We start from the raw sequence: 19,158 nt of genomic DNA on the forward strand, positions 1-19,158 counted from the left end.
CGTACCCGCTCCGTATAAAGGTACCCTTATACGGAGCGGGTACGGAGTTGGTACGGACTTGATACGGAGCAGACCATGTGTGATACAGCCTGCATTATTCACAGTGCAGGAGTTAGATACCCCCTTTAACTCCTACAAATATGAATTCAGAACAATATTATGAAGCCATACGTTATAAAAGGAAAACCATCTATGAATCTTAGTCAACTTTTTCGCAATATCTTACCTTATGTCAAGCCCTACAAATGGCTGGTGATTCTGGCATTGGTACTGACGTTTATCGGAGCTTTGACGGCACAGGTCAATGCGTACGTACTGCAATACACAGTCAACAGTATTACCTCACTCCTGGAACAACACAAACCGTTACAGGAAGGTATGCATATTGTGGCTATTATTTCCATCATCTTAATGGCAAAAGAAATCGTTAACATTTTCATCTCTTTCGGACAGAAATTCTTCGGTGAGAAAATCAGGATTATGATTTCGCAAGACCTTGCCCAGCAGATTATAGAGAAAATTCTGACCTACCGCATGGCTTTTTTCACTGCCGACGAAAGCGGTTCGGGTAAACTGCAAACCCGTATCGACCAAGGCGTTTCGAGTTTGACACGTACGGTACAAAGTTTTTTCATAGATATCTTCCCGCTTTTTACTTCAGCCATTGTGGCATTGATTGGTATGTTCCACGCCAATTTTTATGTGGGGCTTGTGGGTTTGTGCATCGTGCCTATTTATTTCTATATCAGCCAGAGACAGGCGCAGAAGCTCAAAGGTTGGCGGCGCAACATCCGTACTTACCGGGAAAACAAGTCAGGTGGGATTATCAATATTCTGGACTCAATAAACGTCATAAAATCGTTTAACCGCGAAAATATCGAAGCAAAAAAGCAACTTGACCTGCAAACCGCCCTTACCGATACACAGATGCGTACGCGTTCGACAAATTTCAAGTTTGACGGACTGAAAACCTTTACCGAGCAGTTTGGCGTAGTGATTATCATCATATTAACCGCCTACCTTGTGCTGACCGGACAAATGCAAATAGGCGCAATAATGCTTCACATCATGCTTTTTAATAATGTCACCGCTCCTATCAGGCAATTACACCGCATTTATGATGATATCAACGACGCACTGATTTATGCCGAAGGTTTCTTCGATGTTATGAATTCCGACCATGAGAAAGAACAATCAGGTGAATACCGTCCTGCAAAAATCCGTGGCGAGTTTGAACTGCGGGATATTGATTTTACTTATCCAACAGGCACGCAGGCATTGTTCAATGTGAATATGAAGATTGAGCCGAACAAGATTACAGCGCTTGTCGGGCTGTCGGGTGCAGGCAAAAGTACGGTAATCAATCTTTTGGATAAGTTTTACGAAGCGCAACGAGGAGAGATTCTGCTTGATGGCATACCGCTTATTGATTACGATACAAGATATTTGCGTGAAAATATCGGTCTGGTGTTGCAGAAGAATCACATATTCAGCGGCACAATTGCCGAGAACATCCTGTATGGTAATGTAAACGCCACCCGCGAACAAATGGAAGATGCAGCCCGGAAAGCGTATATTCACGAGCAAGTCATTGCATTGCCCAATGGTTACGAGAGTTCGGCATTGGCTCTGTCAGGCGGACAACAACAGCGCATCGCCATTGCACGGATGTTCCTCAAGAATCCGCCTATCATCTTCTTAGATGAACCTACAGCCAGTTTAGACGCCGTGGCTACGGAACAAATCAAGAATTCGCTCGACGCTATCAAAAAAGACCGTACCGTTATCATTATTTCGCATAGCATTTCACAAATAATAGATTCCGACCAGATATATGTAATGAAAATGGGGCATGTGGTAGAATCGGGTACGCACGAAGAATTATATCACATGGAAGGTACGTACAAGGATATATTCGACGCTATGGCACGAAGCCTCAATATTGATAAAATATCGAAGACTATAGAGGAGGATTAAAATAAATACTTGCTATACACTGAGCATAGAGTTACGAATTCTTTCCACGTCGCTCATAATAAAGAAAGAGATAAAAAACAAATTATACCGATAAATAATTAAAAAAACACAGGATAGCTAAAATTTATCTTTATCTTTGTGACATAAATAATTGGATTGAATTAATTGCAGGCATTAAAGCTTGTATAATATACTACAAATTAAGAATGGCAATAAAAAAGGTAACATCAAGTAAAAGAGACAGAGAAAAAGCAAAACAGAGTAAGCGAGAAGAAAAACAAAAAAGGAAAGAAGAACGCTTAAGCAGTGGTAGCCGTAGTTTCGAAGAAATGCTGGCCTATGTAGATGAAAACGGAGTTCTTCATTCTACCCCTGAGGGGATAAAGCCTAAAGAAGAAATAGATGCTTCTGAAATAGAAATATCTGTTCCGAAAAAAGGCGAAGCAGAAGAAACAGTACCTCTAAACGGACGGATTGATCATTTTAACACCTCAAGAGGCTATGGATTCATAAAAGATGCAGAAAGTGGCGAAAAGTATTTCTTTCATGTATCTTCCGCTCCTGAAGGCATAACAGAAGGAGACAAAGTAACATTTGAAATTGAACGTGGTGCACGGGGTATGAACGCCGTGCGGATCTCAATCATTAATAAATAACTATTTTAACTTACAAAAGAAATGAACATTTATGTTGCAAATTTAAGCTGGGGCACAAATAGCGACAGCTTACAGGATTTATTTTCACAATTTGGCGAAGTAACTTCCGCCTACATTATTAACGACAGAGAATCGGGACGTTCACGCGGTTTCGGCTTTGTAGAAATGCCGAATGATGAAGAAGGTCAGAAGGCTATTGACACCCTTAACGAAACTGAATTTGAAGGCAAGAACATTGCAGTAAGTGTAGCACGCCCAAGAGCTGAAAAACCTTCGGGTGGTGGCAGCCGTGGAGGTAATCGCGGTGGTGGTGGCTATGGTGGCGGCAATCGCGGTGGCAACCGTGGAGGTGGCTACAATGGTGGAGGCAATCGTGGCGGTGGCTACGGTGGCGGCGGTGGCAGATATTAATTTCGCTACTTAATAAGATAAAAGAGAAGGGTGTGTTGAAAGCCCTGATTTTATAAAAACACCCCTGTTGTAATACTACGACAGGGGTGTTTTATTATCTTTTCGGCTTACGACACATTTCGTTATATGTCACGCACGCTATCGGGGTGATACTTTATTGGTGTTGTTCCCTCAACAAGTCATTCACCGTCTTAACCGGATTGAATGTAGTCAGAGGAACTTCAACGAATACCGTATTCCAATCACTCATTGCACCATTCCACAAACCGGGAAGTTCAAGAGCTTTAAGCTCCCTGCCATTCTTCGATTTATAAGAAATAAAGCCGGTAGCTTTATCTACGTAGTTTACAAGATTGAACTTATGTCCCTTATAGTCACGTACGGCACAAACCAAATCAACCGGATTGAAGTGCGTGCCCTTTTCAAACATTTCTTTCTTTTCCGGATCATCCATATCAATCTGTGAACTCTCTAAAATTTGCAGAGAAATTGTTCCGTCACTATTATACGCAAGGAACGGACCTCCACCCGGCTCTCCCACATTCTTCACCATACCGCAAACACGCATCGGACGGTTCAGTTTCTTCTTCAAGTAAAGAACGAGTTCAGCATCTTCCAGGTTCTTGGTTTCCGGATTCTTACAGAAGAGTTTCTTTTGCAAGAACTGTAGTATTTCAATCACTTGCTCATGGGTATATTGACCGCTATCCAAAATCCTCAGGTATGCAAACGCCTGCTGCTGCAAGGCTATGAGTACACCTGCAATGAGTTTCTTATATAGTATGGTATCCCCTTTCAGCTTATCAGGTACTACATTATCTATGTTCTTAATGAAAATTACGTCTGCATCCAAGTCATTCAGATTCTCAATAAGCGCGCCATGACCACCCGGGCGGAACAACAACTTGCCGTTATCACGGAAAGGGTGATTCTCCATATCAGCAGCAACAGTATCCGTGCAGGGTTTCTGCTCTGAGAAAGTAACATTATAATCTACATTGTATTTTCTTGCATAGGCAGCAGCTTTAGCGGCTACCAACGCTTCGAATAAACAACGATGCTCTGAAGAAACGGTAAAATGCACATTCACTTTTCCACTCCTATTGGTAGCGTAAAGCGCACCTTCTACAAGATGTTCTTCCAATGGCGTACGGCTACCTTCTTCGTATTTATGGAACTTCAGCAAACCTTTGGGCAATGCGCCATAATTCAGTCCGGCATCTTCAAGAAGGGCTGTCACTATGGCTTTGTAATTTCCTCCGGACATCAACGCAGGAATGTCTTGCTCCGTCATTTGCCGGCAGGTAGCATTCAAATCGTCATAGAACGCAAAATTCTCTATTTGTTCAAAGAATACCTTTTCAAATTTAGTTTCGGGAGCATCATAATCAGCCTCGAGAAACTCAAATAGATTCTTAAACATACGGCTTGCCGCCCCCGACGCCGGTACAAACTTCACCACAACCTTGTCTGCCTGTGTATATATATCCCATACATCAAGATAGTGTTTCTGCTCGTCTGCATCAGGTATCAGAATACCTTTTTCAACAGAAGCGGCAGCAGCCAACTTCAAATACGGAAAACCTTTCTCAAAACAGGCTAACTGTTCGGCAATCTGTTGTTCAGAAATTCCTTTCCGTGTAAGCAACTCTTTGTCCTGCGATGTTATCATACTATCTATAATTTAATTAATTGATGCCCAAAATTACAAAAAAACAGCAACCTTTATCAAGAAAAGGAAGAAAAAATATACCTTTACACCACAAAAATGGACAATTATGGAAAGAGATGAATTTTTCACTACCGAAGAGAAGGAGCTACTCTTCTCGCTCTACCGAAAATTATTACAGCTGACCGGCGAAACTTTACGGAAAGGCGATTGTAAGAAGCTAAAAACACATCTTGTCAACTCTATACAAAACAACCACGTACAGCGAGATACGTTCGGACTGAATCCGCTGATCAAAGATATGCAGACCGCCGTTATCGTTACCGAAGAAATAGGAATGAAACGTGCATCTATCATCGGTATTATGCTGCATGAAAGCGTGAGGAACGGAGCATGTACCACCGAAGAAGTACAATATTCTTTCGGTGAAGACGTAGCAGGGATTATCCGGGGATTAATACGTGTAAATGAACTATACGCCAAAAGCCCGGCAATCGAGTCGGAGAATTTTCGTAACCTGTTGCTGTCGTTCGCCGAAGACATGCGCGTTATCCTGATAATGATTGCCGACCGGGTGAACATCATGCGGCAAATCAAGGATAGTAACAATGATGAAGCGCGTCGTCAGGTGGCAAACGAGGCAGCATACCTGTATGCCCCTCTCGCTCATAAACTGGGATTGTATAAGTTGAAGTCGGAGTTGGAAGATCTGTCACTGAAATACACGGAAAAAGAAGTCTATTATCACATCAAGGATAAACTGAATGAGACGAAGGCTTCCCGTGATAAATACATTGCAGCCTTCATCGCTCCGTTACAGAGGAAACTGGCGGAAGCCGGATTGCTGTTTCACATCAAGGGACGTACAAAATCCATCCACTCCATCTACCAGAAGATGAAGAAACAAAAGTGCCCGTTTGAAGGAGTGTATGACCTGTTTGCCATCCGCATTATTCTGAACTCGAAAGTAAATATAGAAAAACAGGAGTGCTGGCAGGCTTACTCTATTGTAACGGATATGTACCAACCGAACCCTAAACGCTTGCGCGACTGGTTATCCGTACCTAAAAGTAACGGTTACGAGTCGTTACACATCACCGTGATGGGACCTGAAAGCAAATGGGTGGAAGTACAGATACGTACCGAGCGTATGGATGACATTGCCGAACGCGGTCTTGCCGCCCACTGGCGTTATAAAGGTGTAAAGGGAGAAAACGGATTGGATGAATGGCTGACTTCGGTACGTGAAGCTCTGGAGAACTCGGATAGCAACGGATTGGAAGCTATGGATCAGTTCAAGCTCGATTTGTACGAGGATGAAGTGTTTGTTTTCACTCCCAAGGGAGATTTGTTCAAACTGGGTAAAGGCGCCACGGTACTTGATTTTGCTTTCCATATTCACAGTAAAGTAGGATGCAAATGTATCGGCGCCAAAGTAAACGGTAAAAATGTGCAGCTAAAACAAGTGTTGAACAGTGGCGACCAGGTAGAAATCATAACCTCGAATATGCAGACGCCCAAACAGGATTGGCTGAACATCGTAACCACGTCCAAAGCTCGCACCAAAATACGTCAGGCTTTGAAGGAAATAGTTGCCCGTCAGTATGCTTTCGCCAAAGAAACGATTGAACGGAAATTCAAAAACAGGAAGATTGAATATGATGAAGCCATAATGATGCGCTTAATCAAGCGACTGGGCTTCAAGACTGTGACGGATTTCTATCAGAGCATTGCAGACGAAACACTGGATGTAAACGAAATCATAGATAAGTATCTGGAGCAGCAGAAGCGGGAGAATGACACGCATGAAGACGTAACGTACCGTAGCGCCGAAAGCTATAACCTGCAACAGATACAAAGCGATGAAATCATCCGCTCGAAGGAGGATGTACTGGTTATCGACCAGAACCTGAAAGGGTTGGATTTCAAACTTGCACGTTGTTGTAATCCAATCTACGGAGATGATGTATTTGGTTTTGTGAGCGTATCCGGCGGTATTAAAATACACCGTTGCGACTGTCCCAATGCCACGCAGTTGCGCGAGCGGTTCGGTTACCGGATTGTAAAGGCGCGTTGGGCAGGTAAATCGCAAGGAACGCAATATCCGATTACGCTCCGTGTTGTAGGGCATGATGATATTGGTATCGTAACGAATATCACTTCAATCATATCGAAAGAAAATGATATTTCACTACGCTCCATCGGTATTGATTCGCATGATGGTTTATTCTCCGGAACGCTTACGATTATGGTGGGCGATACAGGACGTCTTGAAACGCTTATAAAGAAGTTGAGGACGGTGAAGGGGGTGAAGCAGATTTCAAGAAACTGAGATAAACAGGTATTTCGTTATGATTGGTTTGTGGTATAAATGATAGTTTAGATGGGAGAATGGATACGCGGACGACACGGATTAAGCGGATGAACGCGGTTTCTTTTTCCTGCTTCGATAAGTTCTCATTTAAGAAACTAATTATAACAGAATACTAATTATAACAGAACACTTTAAAAGAATATACGTATGCGATACAATCTGAAGAAGCAAATCCGCAGTTTTGGCTATGCCTGGAAGGGCATCTGCCAATGTATAGGGAAAGAACAGAACCTTGGTTTTCATCTGATCGCTGCGGTAATGGTAGTGGTTGCGGGATTCTTTTTCGGCATTACCCGCACCGAATGGCTTATCGTTATTCTCTGTATCGGTGCAGTGATAGCTGCGGAGTTATTCAACACCGCCATTGAGAAATTAGTAGATTTGACTTCGCCCGAACGGAATCCGATAGCAGGGCAAGTAAAAGACATTGCCGCCGGAGCAGTGCTGGTGTGCGCTGTTGCGGCGGCAATCATAGGGATTATTATCTTTTTTCCGTATATACTGTATATATTGGGTTAGTCTAATATTCAGGCGGATAATCATTTCATCTCACTTTCATCTTCTTATAATAACGATAGGTCAGTAAGAAGAAAAGCGACGCTACGATGATGCCGACGCCTGCGACCTTATAAATCAACTGAAAGTCTACATAAAGAAGCTGACGTGCAATGCGGGAACCGTCTTCAAGCGTCGAAGAAATTTCTACACTGTCCGACAGCAGGCAGCAGACTGCTATACCTATCAAAACACCCGCCTCGATAGCCAGATGACACGTTGTATTTGCCGTTCCCCGCTGGCAATGATGCGATAACTTGACGAACATCTTCGTGAACGGTATCGTAAGCGCCAACAAGACAATGAGGAAAAAGACAGCGCTATAACCACCATCCATCGGCATCAACACCCCCGGAATGAAAGCAATCAGTACCATATTGATAGCAGGAAGCCAACTGCGCAACAACAGGAAACGGTCGAAATTACAATACCCCACCCCTATCGGCGCCCGGAAAGCCACATGCACCTGTAAAGCAAACAACATACTGACTACTCCGCATGCCACAGAGAGATAAACCGCCATACCGAGTCCTTCCGTATACATCTTCATCCACGCTCCTGCTCCAACCCCTACTACCATGCCCAGGCGTGCAGCCAATGTGTACGCCATGTTTCCGGCACTGCGACGCGAAGAAGTAGTGATATCGATAGCCACCGTGATGCCTGCCGTCGTTGCCAGCCCGAAAGCGCCCCCCTGTATAGCGGCAAGCAGCAGCAGTCTCGGATACGTATCAACGAAAAGGTAACCCACCGTTACTCCCAGCGTCACAAGGATGGAGTAAATAAGTACATGCTTCCGCTTATGTTCATCACCCAGATAAGCATGGAATGGCCCCACAACAAACATGCCTGCCGCAAATACCAGAAACATACCGCCCACCTCTCCCGTAGAGATGCCCAGCTGTGGTACCATCACCGAAGGAAGCAGAGGAAGCAATGTATATATGGATACAAAAAACAGGAAGTTGGCCATGCACATCCGCATAAAATCCAACTTCCAAAGGCTTTCGTGATTAAGACTATTCTTTCTCAATTAATGCTGTTCCTTCCCAATTAATACTGTTCCTTCTCATTCGGGAAGTCCAAGTTCTTCACGTCGGATATGTAATGGCTGATAGCGTCAGTCATTATCGTATGCAAGTCGGCGTAGCGGCGCAGGAAACGGGGACGGAAACCATTGTTCATACCCAGCATATCCTGAATTACCAAAACCTGACCATCTACTCCTCCACCGGCGCCAATACCGATAACCGGAATGGTAAGTTCATTAGCCACACGTTCAGCCAGAACCGCAGGAACTTTCTCCAATACGATGCCAAAGCAGCCGGCTTCTTCCAGCAGGTGTGCGTCACGTACCAGTTTGTCGGCTTCCGCTTCATCCTTGGCGCGTACAGTGTAAGTACCGTATTTATTAATGGATTGCGGCATCAGTCCGAGGTGTCCCATGATGGGTATGCCGGCACTGAGAATACGGTTTACTGTGCCTATGATTTCTTCGCCGCCTTCCAGTTTCAATGCATCGGCGTGACTTTCTTTCATGATGCGGATAGCCGAAGCAAGTCCTTCCAGTTCATTGCCCTGATAGGAGCCGAAAGGCATATCAACCACTACCATGGCACGCTTCACGCCGCGAACTACGGACTTGGCATGATAAATCATTTGGTCTAAAGTCATAGGAAGAGTAGTCACATTGCCCGCCATTACGTTACTGGCGGAGTCGCCCACGAGGATTACATCCATGCCTGCACCGTCCACAATCTGTGCCATAGTGTAGTCATAGGATGTCAACATGGATATCTTTTCGCCTCTTTGTTTCATTTCTATCAGGCGATGGGTAGTCACTTTACGAGTGTCATCTGAAATATAACCGGCCATAATTCTTTAGTTATAAGTTATGAGTTATCGAAATTTCGCGCCAAAGGTATAACTTTAAATTAATAACCTCATAAGATTATGGCAAAGTTTTAAATGCAAGCGAACCTCGTACTCAGTATTTTTACATATATTTGCCCCATCATACAAATTACATACAAATATATACCATGAAAAAGCTCTTTACTCTACTCGCATGCCTCCTTATGCTGACTACAAGATCAGAAGCACAAGTACAGCTCAACAGTTTACCCAATCAGCTACAAATTCACGGATGCTGGTATAATCCGGATACTCAGGAATGGTTATTAGGTCTCTTTAATAACTTCGCCGTGTACGAAGATGATATTTGGTTGTATCAATCTACGAAAGCACAAAAAAACAAAGCAGAGATTACGCTCCGGAAAGGGAATGAAAGTAAAACGATCAAATTAAAACTCAGCAATAAGCAAGACAGTACTTGTACTGCCGTATTTCCTGATAAACGGCAATTAAAGCTAATCCGGCGCTCCGCACAACCGGAGTTCAAAAGCAAAGACCACCGCACATTTACAGACAATGGTTACTGCACGGATTCCGTCACCATCATCGGATATCTGCAACATGCGAAAAGGACTGTACCTTTTTTTGTCGGTGTATCCAACTTCTACTCTCGTGAGCAGGATACATATTATGCTGATATAGATGCACAGGGATGCTTCCGTATCACTTTTCCCGTTGTTAATACGACCACTGTGTTTATGGATTGGCAAAGAGAGGGAGTCAGAATTCAGGATGTAGTAGAACCGGGTGAAAAGATATTCCTGTACCATGATTATGCCACCAATAAAACCCAATTCATGGGGAAGAACGCCCGCCTGCATACTGAATTAAGAAACTTTGCCCTGTATCCGCCCAATAGAGAACATTACATATATGCACGTTATGACGACAAAACAGTGAGCCATGAAGGATTTATGCAGAAGCTGAAGGATAACTACAAGAAAAAGGTAGATATATTAAAGGAATATATGGAAATGCATCCAATGCTTTCAGACAGGTTCATACAATATGAAGAGTCCGGCAGTAAAATGGAGCTGGCGTTCTACCTCATGCAAAGACGTTTCTCTTTGCAAAGGGGATATAATAAGGAATTCTTTGATAAGCCCTATATGGATTATGTAGACAGTCTGTATCACTGCTTACCGCAACCCTATACATTGCATCGGAATGTCAGCTCTTTCCTGGCTGATTATCTGGGTTATTATAACAGTATGCTTCTCAGAGCTTTTATTTTTGATAATATTGAATTGCTACATTATCTGGACAGGGAACAAATTCAACCTCTGACCCAACAGCAAAAAGAAGATTTCCTGGCATACGAACATGCTGTGGAACTCAGTATAAATGGAAAATATTCAGGAAAAGACTCATTAGAAATAGATTCATTAGCCCTGCCCTACAAAGAAGGGATGTTACGCACCGACAAATTACTGAATGACAGCAATACAATCCGTCTGTGCAATCAATATAAATCCGTAATTCCCTTTTTATTGGATAAGAAAAGAATAGATAACGAACTTATTTGTTTCGGACAGATAGAAGCTACCCCCATATTGAAAGAATGGATAGCTACTCAGAACTTCTATGCCAACATGGAATACAACAGAAAAGAACTGGATGAAAAGATTCTGGAGTACTTCAAGCAACTGGTCACTCATAAAGAGTTCAGGAGTACAATAATGGAACGGCAGGAGATGTACGCTGAACTAAGCAAACAAGACATAAGTCACCCGGAAAGCTTGAAGGCAACCGATCATTTAAAAGACTGTAAAGACGTTGACGAGCTATGGCGCACATTGATTGAACCCTACAAAGGCAAAGTTATTTATGTAGATGTATGGGGAACCTGGTGCGGTCCGTGCAAAAAGGAGATGCAACTGGTAGCGCCGATAAAAGATGAAATGAAAGAGAAGGATGTGATTTTCATGTACTTTGCCAATTACTCCCCCGAAAAGACGTGGAAGAATTGCATCAAAGAATTCCGCTTAACCGGTCCCAACATAGTGCACTATAACCTGCCTGCCCAGCAACAGCAAATGCTGGAGCAAAAGTTTTCAATAAGGAGCTTCCCAACCTATATGTTAATAGATAAGGAGGGGAACATTACAGACATGAAAGCGCCTTCTCCCAGCAGGAAAGCCGAATTGATAAGTAGAGTCGATGAACTGCTGGCTAAATAGCCAGCAGTTTCTCATAACTCATACCCTCGAAGTCATCAATGATGTAATGACATAGCGGGGCTATTTCTTCGCGCGAGTTGGTGGTAGTCAAACCGATAACAGTTGCGCCGGAAGCCATTCCGGCTTTCAGTCCGTTGAAGGAATCCTCGAAGACGTAAGTGTGTTGCGGCGTACTGCAGAAGACATCCATACCCAGTAGAAAACAGTCCGGAGCAGGTTTAGAAGCGGCAAACATTTCGGCGGTAAATATACGGTCGAACATCGTCTTTATTTCGGGATGAACACGATATACGGCTTCCATCTTCTCTGCGTTGGAGCTGGTGACTACGGCTGTCTTAACACCATGACGTTGCAGGTCGGCTATAAAATCTTCCACACCGGGAATATAGCCGAAATCCATTGATTGCTCAAAAGCATTGAGGGAAGCGGTGATTTCCTTTTGTTCTTTAATCATTCCGGGGAAGAAGTTATCGTATATGTAGACTAAGGTCTGTCCTTTTATCCGGTCTTCCAGATCTTCCATACCCAGATAATCTACCCCCATCTTATGCCAGAAGACACTGTACTGTGCTTCCGTATCGACAACGACACCGTCGAAATCGAAAAGAACAACGATGTTTTTAGTTTCAATCATATCAAACTCTGTTTTACCTTAAATTATTAATGAAGCTGTAGCAGAAGTAAAAATCTTACTTGCGGCGCAAAGGTCACAATAATTCTCGAACCAAGCAAATAAATAATTGCTCATAATGGTTTGTTCAGTCCGGTAAGTAGTTCGTCACAATTATCTTATACTATAAATGTGAATTTAGCAGTGGGAATGGGTATGCGGACGACGCGGATTAAGCGGACGAACGCGGATTCTACATATTCACCATGTCGGTCGACTATATCCTGCTGCTCATGGCAGGTATAATTTGGTATCTGCGCATCTCCGAAACCAAACAAATCGTCGCCGATGAGTTGCAGCGTATTGTGGATGACCCAGACTTGTACCACCTGTTGCCGAAAAAAGATGAGTAAAAACCGAAACAGCAAGAGCCGCCCAATTTGGACGGCTCTTGCTGTTTTATAATCATTTGTTTATATAGGTTAGGAAAATAAACAGAGAATACTCTTGCATATCTGTGGAATTTCGTACTTTTGCCCTATGAAATTCAAAAAAGTATTCCATATATTTTGGTTATTGTTGTTCCTGCAAGCCGCGTTGGAAATCAACGCCTGCGGGATAGAGAATACTTTTGACGACGAATACGATACCTACACAACTGCCGTAACCGTTTCAGTCTCCAATCCCGTTTACGCTGTTGTCGATTTCGATCTTTGTCCTCTCTGTGCCGATGTTCTTTCATGGGATAGTATCGGTGGCATATAAATCCGAATAGAAAACAATATGAAATTTAGATTTACCTTTATCATTGGTTTGATACTGTTATGTTTCGGCCAAACTCTTTTTTCACAAAACGTATTTCGCGCCACAGTAAAAGATAAAGAAACAAAAGAAGCATTGCCCGGTGTTTCGGCCTATATTCGTCCTGCAATGATTGGCAGCACTACGGATGCCAACGGCCGGGTTAGTATTCAAAATATCCCGTCAGGTGCGCAAACCCTTGTCTTTTCCATGATTGGTTATGCAGAACAGAAACTGCAACTCACATTCCCCTTACAAAAAGACAGCATCTATTTAATCCTGTTGGCAGCCTCTGAAAGTGAATTGGAGGAAGTAGTGGTATCATCCACCCGAAGCAGCCGTACCATTTCCAATATCCCCACCCGTATCGAAACCATCGCTTCGGGCGAACTGGAAGAAAAAGCCGTGATGCAGCCCGGCAATATCAAAATGTTGCTCACCGAAAGCACGGGGATTCAGGTGCAACAAACCTCGCAGGTATCGGGTAGCGCAAGTATTCGCATTCAGGGACTGGACGGCAAATACACGCAGTTGTTGCAAGACGGTTTCCTGCTCTATTCGGGTTATGCCGAAGGGTTGAGTGTTTTGCAAGTACCACCGCTGAACCTGAAACGGGTGGAAGTGGTCAAAGGTTCGTCGTCCACACTCTACGGAGGCGGGGCTATTGCAGGGTTGGTAAACCTTATCACAAAGGAACCCGAAGAAAAACGGGAAATCTCAACCCTGTTCAATACCAATACAACTTCGGCGTTGGACATGAGCGCCTATTACTCGGAAAAATACGGAAAGGCGGGATTGACCTTCTATACCGCAGGCAACCTGCAAAAGGCATACGATGCCGGCGACGACGGCCTGTCGGATATTCCGCGTTTCAAACGCCTGACCATTAACCCGAATTTCTTTTACTATTTCGACAAGAACACGACGTTGAACATCGGATTGAACGCCGGATTGGAAACGCGCAAGGGTGGCGACATGCAGGTTATCAAAGGCAATGCCGATACGGAACACATTTATTACGAGCAGGACAACACCGACCGTTATTCCGCCACAGCCAAGTTCAATAAAAAGTTTGCAGACAAATCGGTGCTTACCGTTAAGGGAAGCGGAGGTTACTTCAAACGGTTGATTGAACAGAACGATTACGATTTCGACGGTTCACAGTTTTCCGGGTTCGGCGAAGCCTCTTATTTCATTCCCAAAGAAAAAATGGATTGGGTATTCGGGCTAAACGCCCAGACGGACGATTTCAGCCAGTCGGGCGATATCCCTGTAACGGGAAAACTGGACTATACCAATTCGGTCGTCGGGCTGTTTGCGCAAAATACGTGGAATATCTCGCAGAAGTTTATTGCCGAAAGCGGTTTGCGGCTCGACTATACCAACCACAACGACTTTTTCGCCTTGCCGCGTTTGTCGTTTCTTTATAAAATCAATCCTCACTGGTCGTCGCGCGTCGGTGGCGGATTGGGATATAAGATGCCGACCGTTTTTTCGGAAGATTCAGAAGAAAGGGCTTTCTGCAATATCCTTCCGCTGGACTTCGACAAACTGAAACCCGAAAGGTCATACGGCGTCAATGCCGATGTGGACTACAAAACAGAGCTTTTCGATGAACTGTCTTTTTCCATCAACCAGATGTTTTTCTACACCATTATTCAAAAACCTTTATTGTTGAATGAGGCGAGTGGAACAAACTATTACGCTTTCACCAATGCCGACGGTCGGATAGATACCAAAGGCTTTGAAACCAACGTCAAGTTGCGTTACGGTGATTTTTCCTGCTACCTCGGCTACACATTTACTGACGCCGTGCGGAAGTTTGACGGAACCAATACCATCAATCCGCTGACGGCCAAACATCGTATCAATGCCAATGTGATGTACGAGATAGAGGATAAGTTGCGTTTGAGCTACGAATTGTTCTATGTAAGCCCGCAAAGCCTTTCTACAGGCGAACAGACGCGCGGTTACTGGATTATGGGTGCATCGGCTGAATATACCGTTTTAGAGTTTCTCAGCCTGTTCGTGAATTTTGAGAACTTTACCGATACCCGTCAATCCCGTTGGGGCGATATGTACACGGGAAGTATCCGAAATCCGCAGTTTGCCGAAATCTATGCGCCTACCGACGGGTTTATCGCCAATGCGGGATTCAGGTTGAGATTCTAAATTACTTTCAAGATTTTTCTACGGAATTATCGAAGCATATTCCATAGAAAACCTTTGCTAAAACAACAATCAGAATCAACCAAAGCAAAATTATCAACCCGCCGACAAACCAATTTTTCCTGCCCGAAACGCTTTGGCTTTCGGCTGTCTGCTGGCATTCCTGCCAAACATCTTCGGGAATCAGTTTTATTCCGAGCGCAATTCCCAAAGGCAATAGCAATAAATCATCCAACAACCCCAATACGGGAATGAAGTCGGGAATTAGGTCTATTGGGCTAAGGGCGTACGAAACGACAAGCAATAACACAACCTTTGCATACCAGGGTGTGCGCTTGTGTCGCAAAGCAACGCTTAGCGTGACGATGCTTTTCTTTAATTCTTTGGCTTTATGTTGTAGTTTATCGAACATTTATGATAGTTTGAAGCTTTCTTCATTTTTGAAGCATTGGGATTGATTTCATATATGTTATTCAATTAGAAATCAGTTCACAAACAAAGATAATATGTTTTGCTTGAACTGATATTGAGTCCATTCCTTTTTAACAAATATGCTGAAATAGAATTATTGTACATTATTTATAAGTGTCTTGTCATAAATNNATGAGAATTTAGCGGTGGGAATGATTAATAGAAGTAGAGACGTGGGGCGTTCAGGTACTTCAACCGTACCTATAGCCTCACCCGATGGAGAGAATATGGAAATTATAGACTATTGATAATCAATAGCTTTATAGTACAATAATTCTATTTCAGCATATTTGTTAAAAAGGGATGGACTCAATATCAGTTCAAGCAAAACATATTATCTTTGTTTGTTACATGAATATCACTGTATTATGAAAACACCTTGTTTTATATTTCTGCTCTTATTATTGATAACCGTACCGGCAAACGCTGAGTGGCAACGACCGGTTACTAATTACACACGCCATACGTATAAAGCCGATAATCAGAACTGGATGTTACAGCAACATGAAAACGGATGGATGTATGTGGCTAACAATAATGGTTTGTTGGAATTTGACGGTAGCGGTTGGAACCTTTATCCTATGAGAAATGCAAAAGTGCGGACTATGAAAATAGGAAAGGACGGACGGATTTACATAGGCGGAATAGCGCAATTCGGCTATTTTACCCCAAATCAATTGGGGGGATTGGATTACACTTGCCTTTCTGACAGCTTGCAAGGGAAATCAAATATTGGTGTTATATGGAATATATTGGAGAATAAGGATAAAATCTATTTCCAATCAGACCGCAGTTTGTTCTGCTGGGAGAATAACCGGTTGGAATATATAGAGTATGCAGGAGAGATATATACATCGGCCATCTTATATAATAAATTCTATATTGGAGCGGCTGAGGGTATTCAGGTTATGGACGACAAACATTTTAAGTTGATACCGGGATCGGACATTCTGGGTAGAGTGTCAGGCTTATTACCCTACAACGGAAAAATCCTTATTGTTACCCGTTACAATGGTTTATTTACTTATGATGGCACATCTATAGAAAAGTATAAATGTGCTGCGGATAATTTTATGCGCCGCAATCATATCTTTTGCGCCGCAATCAGTCAATCTTTGCTGGCACTTGGTTCTGTGCAGGATGGAGTCTGCCTGCTGGATTTGGAAAAAGATGAAATGAATCTGATTTCTATCAATAGCGGACTGCAAAACAAAACAGTGCTAAGTCTGAACTTTGATGCGCAGAACAATCTTTGGTTAGGGCTGGACAATGGTATAGATTGCATACAGTTAAGTTCTCCCGTCTTTTCATTATATGGCAATAAGCCGGTTATAGGTTCGGGCTATTCTTCTTGCCTATACCAGGACAAACTGTACTTGGGCACTAACCAGGGAGTTTATGTTACAGTACTTCCTAATGAAATGAACAAGGAAATACCAATCAGGTTTATTCCGGAAACAGGAGGACAAATATGGTCGTTTCTGCATTATGATGACAGATTGTTTTGTGCTTCGGATAATGGCATTTTCGTGATAGACGGTGATAGAATCGAGCATTTGGAGGGGCTTAGAGGAGTAAGAAACATTATTCCCCTGAACAATCATCCCAATACGCTGATTGCCGGAGCTTACGGAAAATATAGCGGATTATATCTGCTGCAAAAAGAGGCGGGACGCTGGCAGGTAGTTTGCCGACTGAAGAATTTCACATATTCGGCTAAAAGCCTTATGGCTGAAGAATCAGGCAATGTGCTATGGGTGACGAACAGAGACAGGGGAGTTTGCCGGTTGAACTTATCGGATGATTTGCGCGAAGTCGTAAGTTTCAAGAAATACAATCATAAATATTTTCCATCCGGTTATGATATCTTTCTTGCCAAGGTAAATAATGAACTTGTTGTGGCCTCTCGTTATGGATTATGGCGTTATAACTATACAGAGGATTATCTGGAAGAATACCATGAGCTGGAAAACATGTTGGATGGGAAAGTAGCATATACTTATCTGACCACAGATACGAACCAGAACATTTGGTATGTATCGGATGGAGAACTGAAATTATTACGCTATAATGCGATAAAAGATTTATATTTCAAAAACCCTCATGATATATACTTAAAAGGTTCTTTGGTTGAGAATTATGAGTCCATAAGCACTTATGGAGAACAAGTCATAACAGGAACTGAAGAAGGCTTCTCGCTGATACGTTTTAAGGAGATAGCCACAAGGAAAGAACCGTTGGCTATACAGATACGCCGTGTATATCTGACCGATCAAAGGGATTCATTGATATATGGCCGAAGTTATCATTACGAAGATACTACTGTAATCATTCCATACAAATACAATTCTCTTCGTATAGAATATAATATAAATAGTTACGACGCCACCCGTTCAGTTCTCTTCTCTTATTGTTTGAGTAAAGGTTCTGATAAAGGAGAATGGAGTGAGTTTAGCCAGAATCGCATGAAAGAGTTCACAGGACTGCATGAAGGTAAATATCTATTCAGCGTCAAACTGATGACAGACAGCGGTCAGGAACCTGTGATGACATCTTTTGCATTTGAAGTACTTCCCCCATGGTATCGCACATGGTGGAGCTTGATGATATATATGGCTGCTGCTTGTTTGATGGTATTTTATGTCTACCGCCGCATTGAAGTCAATCGTAAAAGGCTGCTAATGCAGAAAGAGTTGGAAATTTACAGGCAGAAGCAGGAGTTCATGAAGGAAAGCGATTTGAAAGACCAGACAATCGTTTCGCTGAAAGAAGAAAATTTGCAAGCCGAATTACGGCATAGGTCAGAAGAATTGATACGTACGACATTGAATATCGTGCGAAAAAACGAGATATTACTTAGTGTTAAGAATGAGGTATTACGCATATCGCATTCCATTAGCGAGGAGAATCTGGTGTCTTTGCGTCGTAAAACCCTCCGCTTGGTGGGGCAGATTAATACGAATATAGAACATGATAATGATTTGCTGGCTTTTCAAACTACTTTTGATTCGGTACATCATGATTTTTTCCGCAAATTAGAAGAGTCTTTCCCTGAATTAAGCAATAAAGAAAAGTTACTTTGTGCCTATATCAAAATGAGCTTATTGTCCAAAGAAATTGCCCCATTAATGAATATTTCCCTGCGTGGAGTTGAAATCAGCCGCTATCGCTTGCGAAAGAAGTTGGGCTTGGGCGAAGATGAAAATCTGACTGAGTTCCTGCAAAAGTTCAGTAAGTGACAACCGCATATAGATGGTATTTACACCGCATATATGCGGTTTGCGCACGGGATATATGTGGTGTAAACACGGGATATAGATGGTCCGCACACCGCATATATCCCGTTCGAGAACCATATATATCCCGTTTAA

The 19,158-nt window shown here is 42.9% G+C and carries 14 protein-coding genes; 9 read left to right on the forward strand and 5 right to left on the reverse strand.

Features of this window, described 5'->3' with window-relative positions; translation table 11 throughout:
* Window positions 1-192: 192 nt before the first annotated feature.
* The 3 genes from B2Z67_RS10010 to B2Z67_RS10020 all read left to right on the forward strand — a co-directional run bounded on the left by B2Z67_RS10010 (window position 193) and on the right by B2Z67_RS10020 (window position 3,044).
* Entirely contained in the window at window positions 193-1,977 is a 1,785-nt protein-coding gene (locus B2Z67_RS10010; protein WP_291529686.1) for an ABC transporter ATP-binding protein, read from the forward strand.
* A 206-nt stretch (window positions 1,978-2,183) separates the two neighbouring features.
* Window positions 2,184-2,633 carry a cold-shock protein gene (locus tag B2Z67_RS10015; protein ID WP_291529687.1) on the forward strand — a complete coding sequence of 150 codons (450 nt, stop codon included), beginning with the start codon at window positions 2,184-2,186 and terminating at the stop codon, window positions 2,631-2,633.
* Window positions 2,634-2,654: 21 nt separating this feature from the next.
* The gene (locus B2Z67_RS10020; protein ID WP_291529688.1) at window positions 2,655-3,044 is read left to right on the forward strand and encodes an RNA recognition motif domain-containing protein; all 390 of its coding nucleotides are present in this window, start codon (window positions 2,655-2,657) and stop codon (window positions 3,042-3,044) included.
* A 154-nt stretch (window positions 3,045-3,198) separates the two neighbouring features.
* Here the strand turns inward: B2Z67_RS10020 and B2Z67_RS10025 are convergent, their stop codons facing one another.
* Window positions 3,199-4,716 (reverse strand): DUF4301 family protein, encoded by a 1,518-nt coding sequence (locus B2Z67_RS10025; protein WP_291529689.1) that lies wholly within the window; start codon window positions 4,714-4,716, stop codon window positions 3,199-3,201.
* 106 nt (window positions 4,717-4,822) lie between these two features.
* Here B2Z67_RS10025 and B2Z67_RS10030 point away from each other — a divergent pair, with 106 nt between their 5' ends.
* Together B2Z67_RS10030 and B2Z67_RS10035 are read left to right on the forward strand one after the other, a co-directional pair.
* On the forward strand, window positions 4,823-7,045 hold the full coding sequence (locus tag B2Z67_RS10030) for a RelA/SpoT family protein (RefSeq protein ID WP_291529690.1): 2,223 nt from the start codon (window positions 4,823-4,825) through the stop codon (window positions 7,043-7,045).
* 189 nt (window positions 7,046-7,234) lie between these two features.
* The gene (locus B2Z67_RS10035) at window positions 7,235-7,606 is read left to right on the forward strand and encodes a diacylglycerol kinase family protein (RefSeq protein WP_291529691.1); all 372 of its coding nucleotides are present in this window, start codon (window positions 7,235-7,237) and stop codon (window positions 7,604-7,606) included.
* A 25-nt stretch (window positions 7,607-7,631) separates the two neighbouring features.
* Here the strand turns inward: B2Z67_RS10035 and B2Z67_RS10040 are convergent, their stop codons facing one another.
* Entirely contained in the window at window positions 7,632-8,675 is a 1,044-nt protein-coding gene (locus tag B2Z67_RS10040) for an MFS transporter (protein ID WP_291529692.1), read from the reverse strand.
* A 20-nt stretch (window positions 8,676-8,695) separates the two neighbouring features.
* A complete protein-coding gene (panB, locus tag B2Z67_RS10045; protein ID WP_291529693.1) occupies window positions 8,696-9,517 on the reverse strand; it encodes a 3-methyl-2-oxobutanoate hydroxymethyltransferase in 822 nt (273 codons plus the stop codon).
* A gap of 167 nt (window positions 9,518-9,684) precedes the next feature.
* Here panB and B2Z67_RS10050 point away from each other — a divergent pair, with 167 nt between their 5' ends.
* Window positions 9,685-11,736, forward strand: a complete 2,052-nt coding sequence (locus tag B2Z67_RS10050) for a TlpA family protein disulfide reductase (RefSeq protein WP_291529694.1) — start codon at window positions 9,685-9,687, stop codon at window positions 11,734-11,736.
* Here the strand turns inward: B2Z67_RS10050 and B2Z67_RS10055 are convergent.
* Window positions 11,729-12,370 carry an HAD family hydrolase gene (locus B2Z67_RS10055; protein ID WP_291529695.1) on the reverse strand — a complete coding sequence of 214 codons (642 nt, stop codon included), beginning with the start codon at window positions 12,368-12,370 and terminating at the stop codon, window positions 11,729-11,731. The genes B2Z67_RS10050 and B2Z67_RS10055 overlap by 8 nt on opposite strands.
* 516 nt (window positions 12,371-12,886) lie before the next feature.
* Here B2Z67_RS10055 and B2Z67_RS10060 point away from each other — a divergent pair.
* Window positions 12,887-13,111, forward strand: coding sequence for a hypothetical protein (locus B2Z67_RS10060; protein ID WP_291529696.1), 225 nt, complete (start codon window positions 12,887-12,889; stop codon window positions 13,109-13,111).
* Between the two features lie 18 nt (window positions 13,112-13,129).
* The gene (locus B2Z67_RS10065) at window positions 13,130-15,319 is read left to right on the forward strand and encodes a TonB-dependent receptor (protein ID WP_291529697.1); all 2,190 of its coding nucleotides are present in this window, start codon (window positions 13,130-13,132) and stop codon (window positions 15,317-15,319) included.
* A gap of 7 nt (window positions 15,320-15,326) precedes the next feature.
* On the opposite strand, the gene B2Z67_RS10070 is transcribed toward B2Z67_RS10065, so the two are convergent.
* Window positions 15,327-15,728, reverse strand: coding sequence for a YkvA family protein (locus B2Z67_RS10070; protein ID WP_291529698.1), 402 nt, complete (start codon window positions 15,726-15,728; stop codon window positions 15,327-15,329).
* 427 nt (window positions 15,729-16,155) lie between these two features.
* Here B2Z67_RS10070 and B2Z67_RS10075 point away from each other — a divergent pair, with 427 nt between their 5' ends.
* Window positions 16,156-19,026 carry a transcriptional regulator gene (locus B2Z67_RS10075; RefSeq protein ID WP_291529699.1) on the forward strand — a complete coding sequence of 957 codons (2,871 nt, stop codon included), beginning with the start codon at window positions 16,156-16,158 and terminating at the stop codon, window positions 19,024-19,026.
* The last annotated feature ends 132 nt before the right edge of the window (window positions 19,027-19,158 follow it).

Origin of the sequence: Bacteroides sp. UBA939, from assembly GCF_002293435.1 — a bacterium.
Classification (GTDB): Bacteria; Bacteroidota; Bacteroidia; order Bacteroidales; family Bacteroidaceae; genus Bacteroides.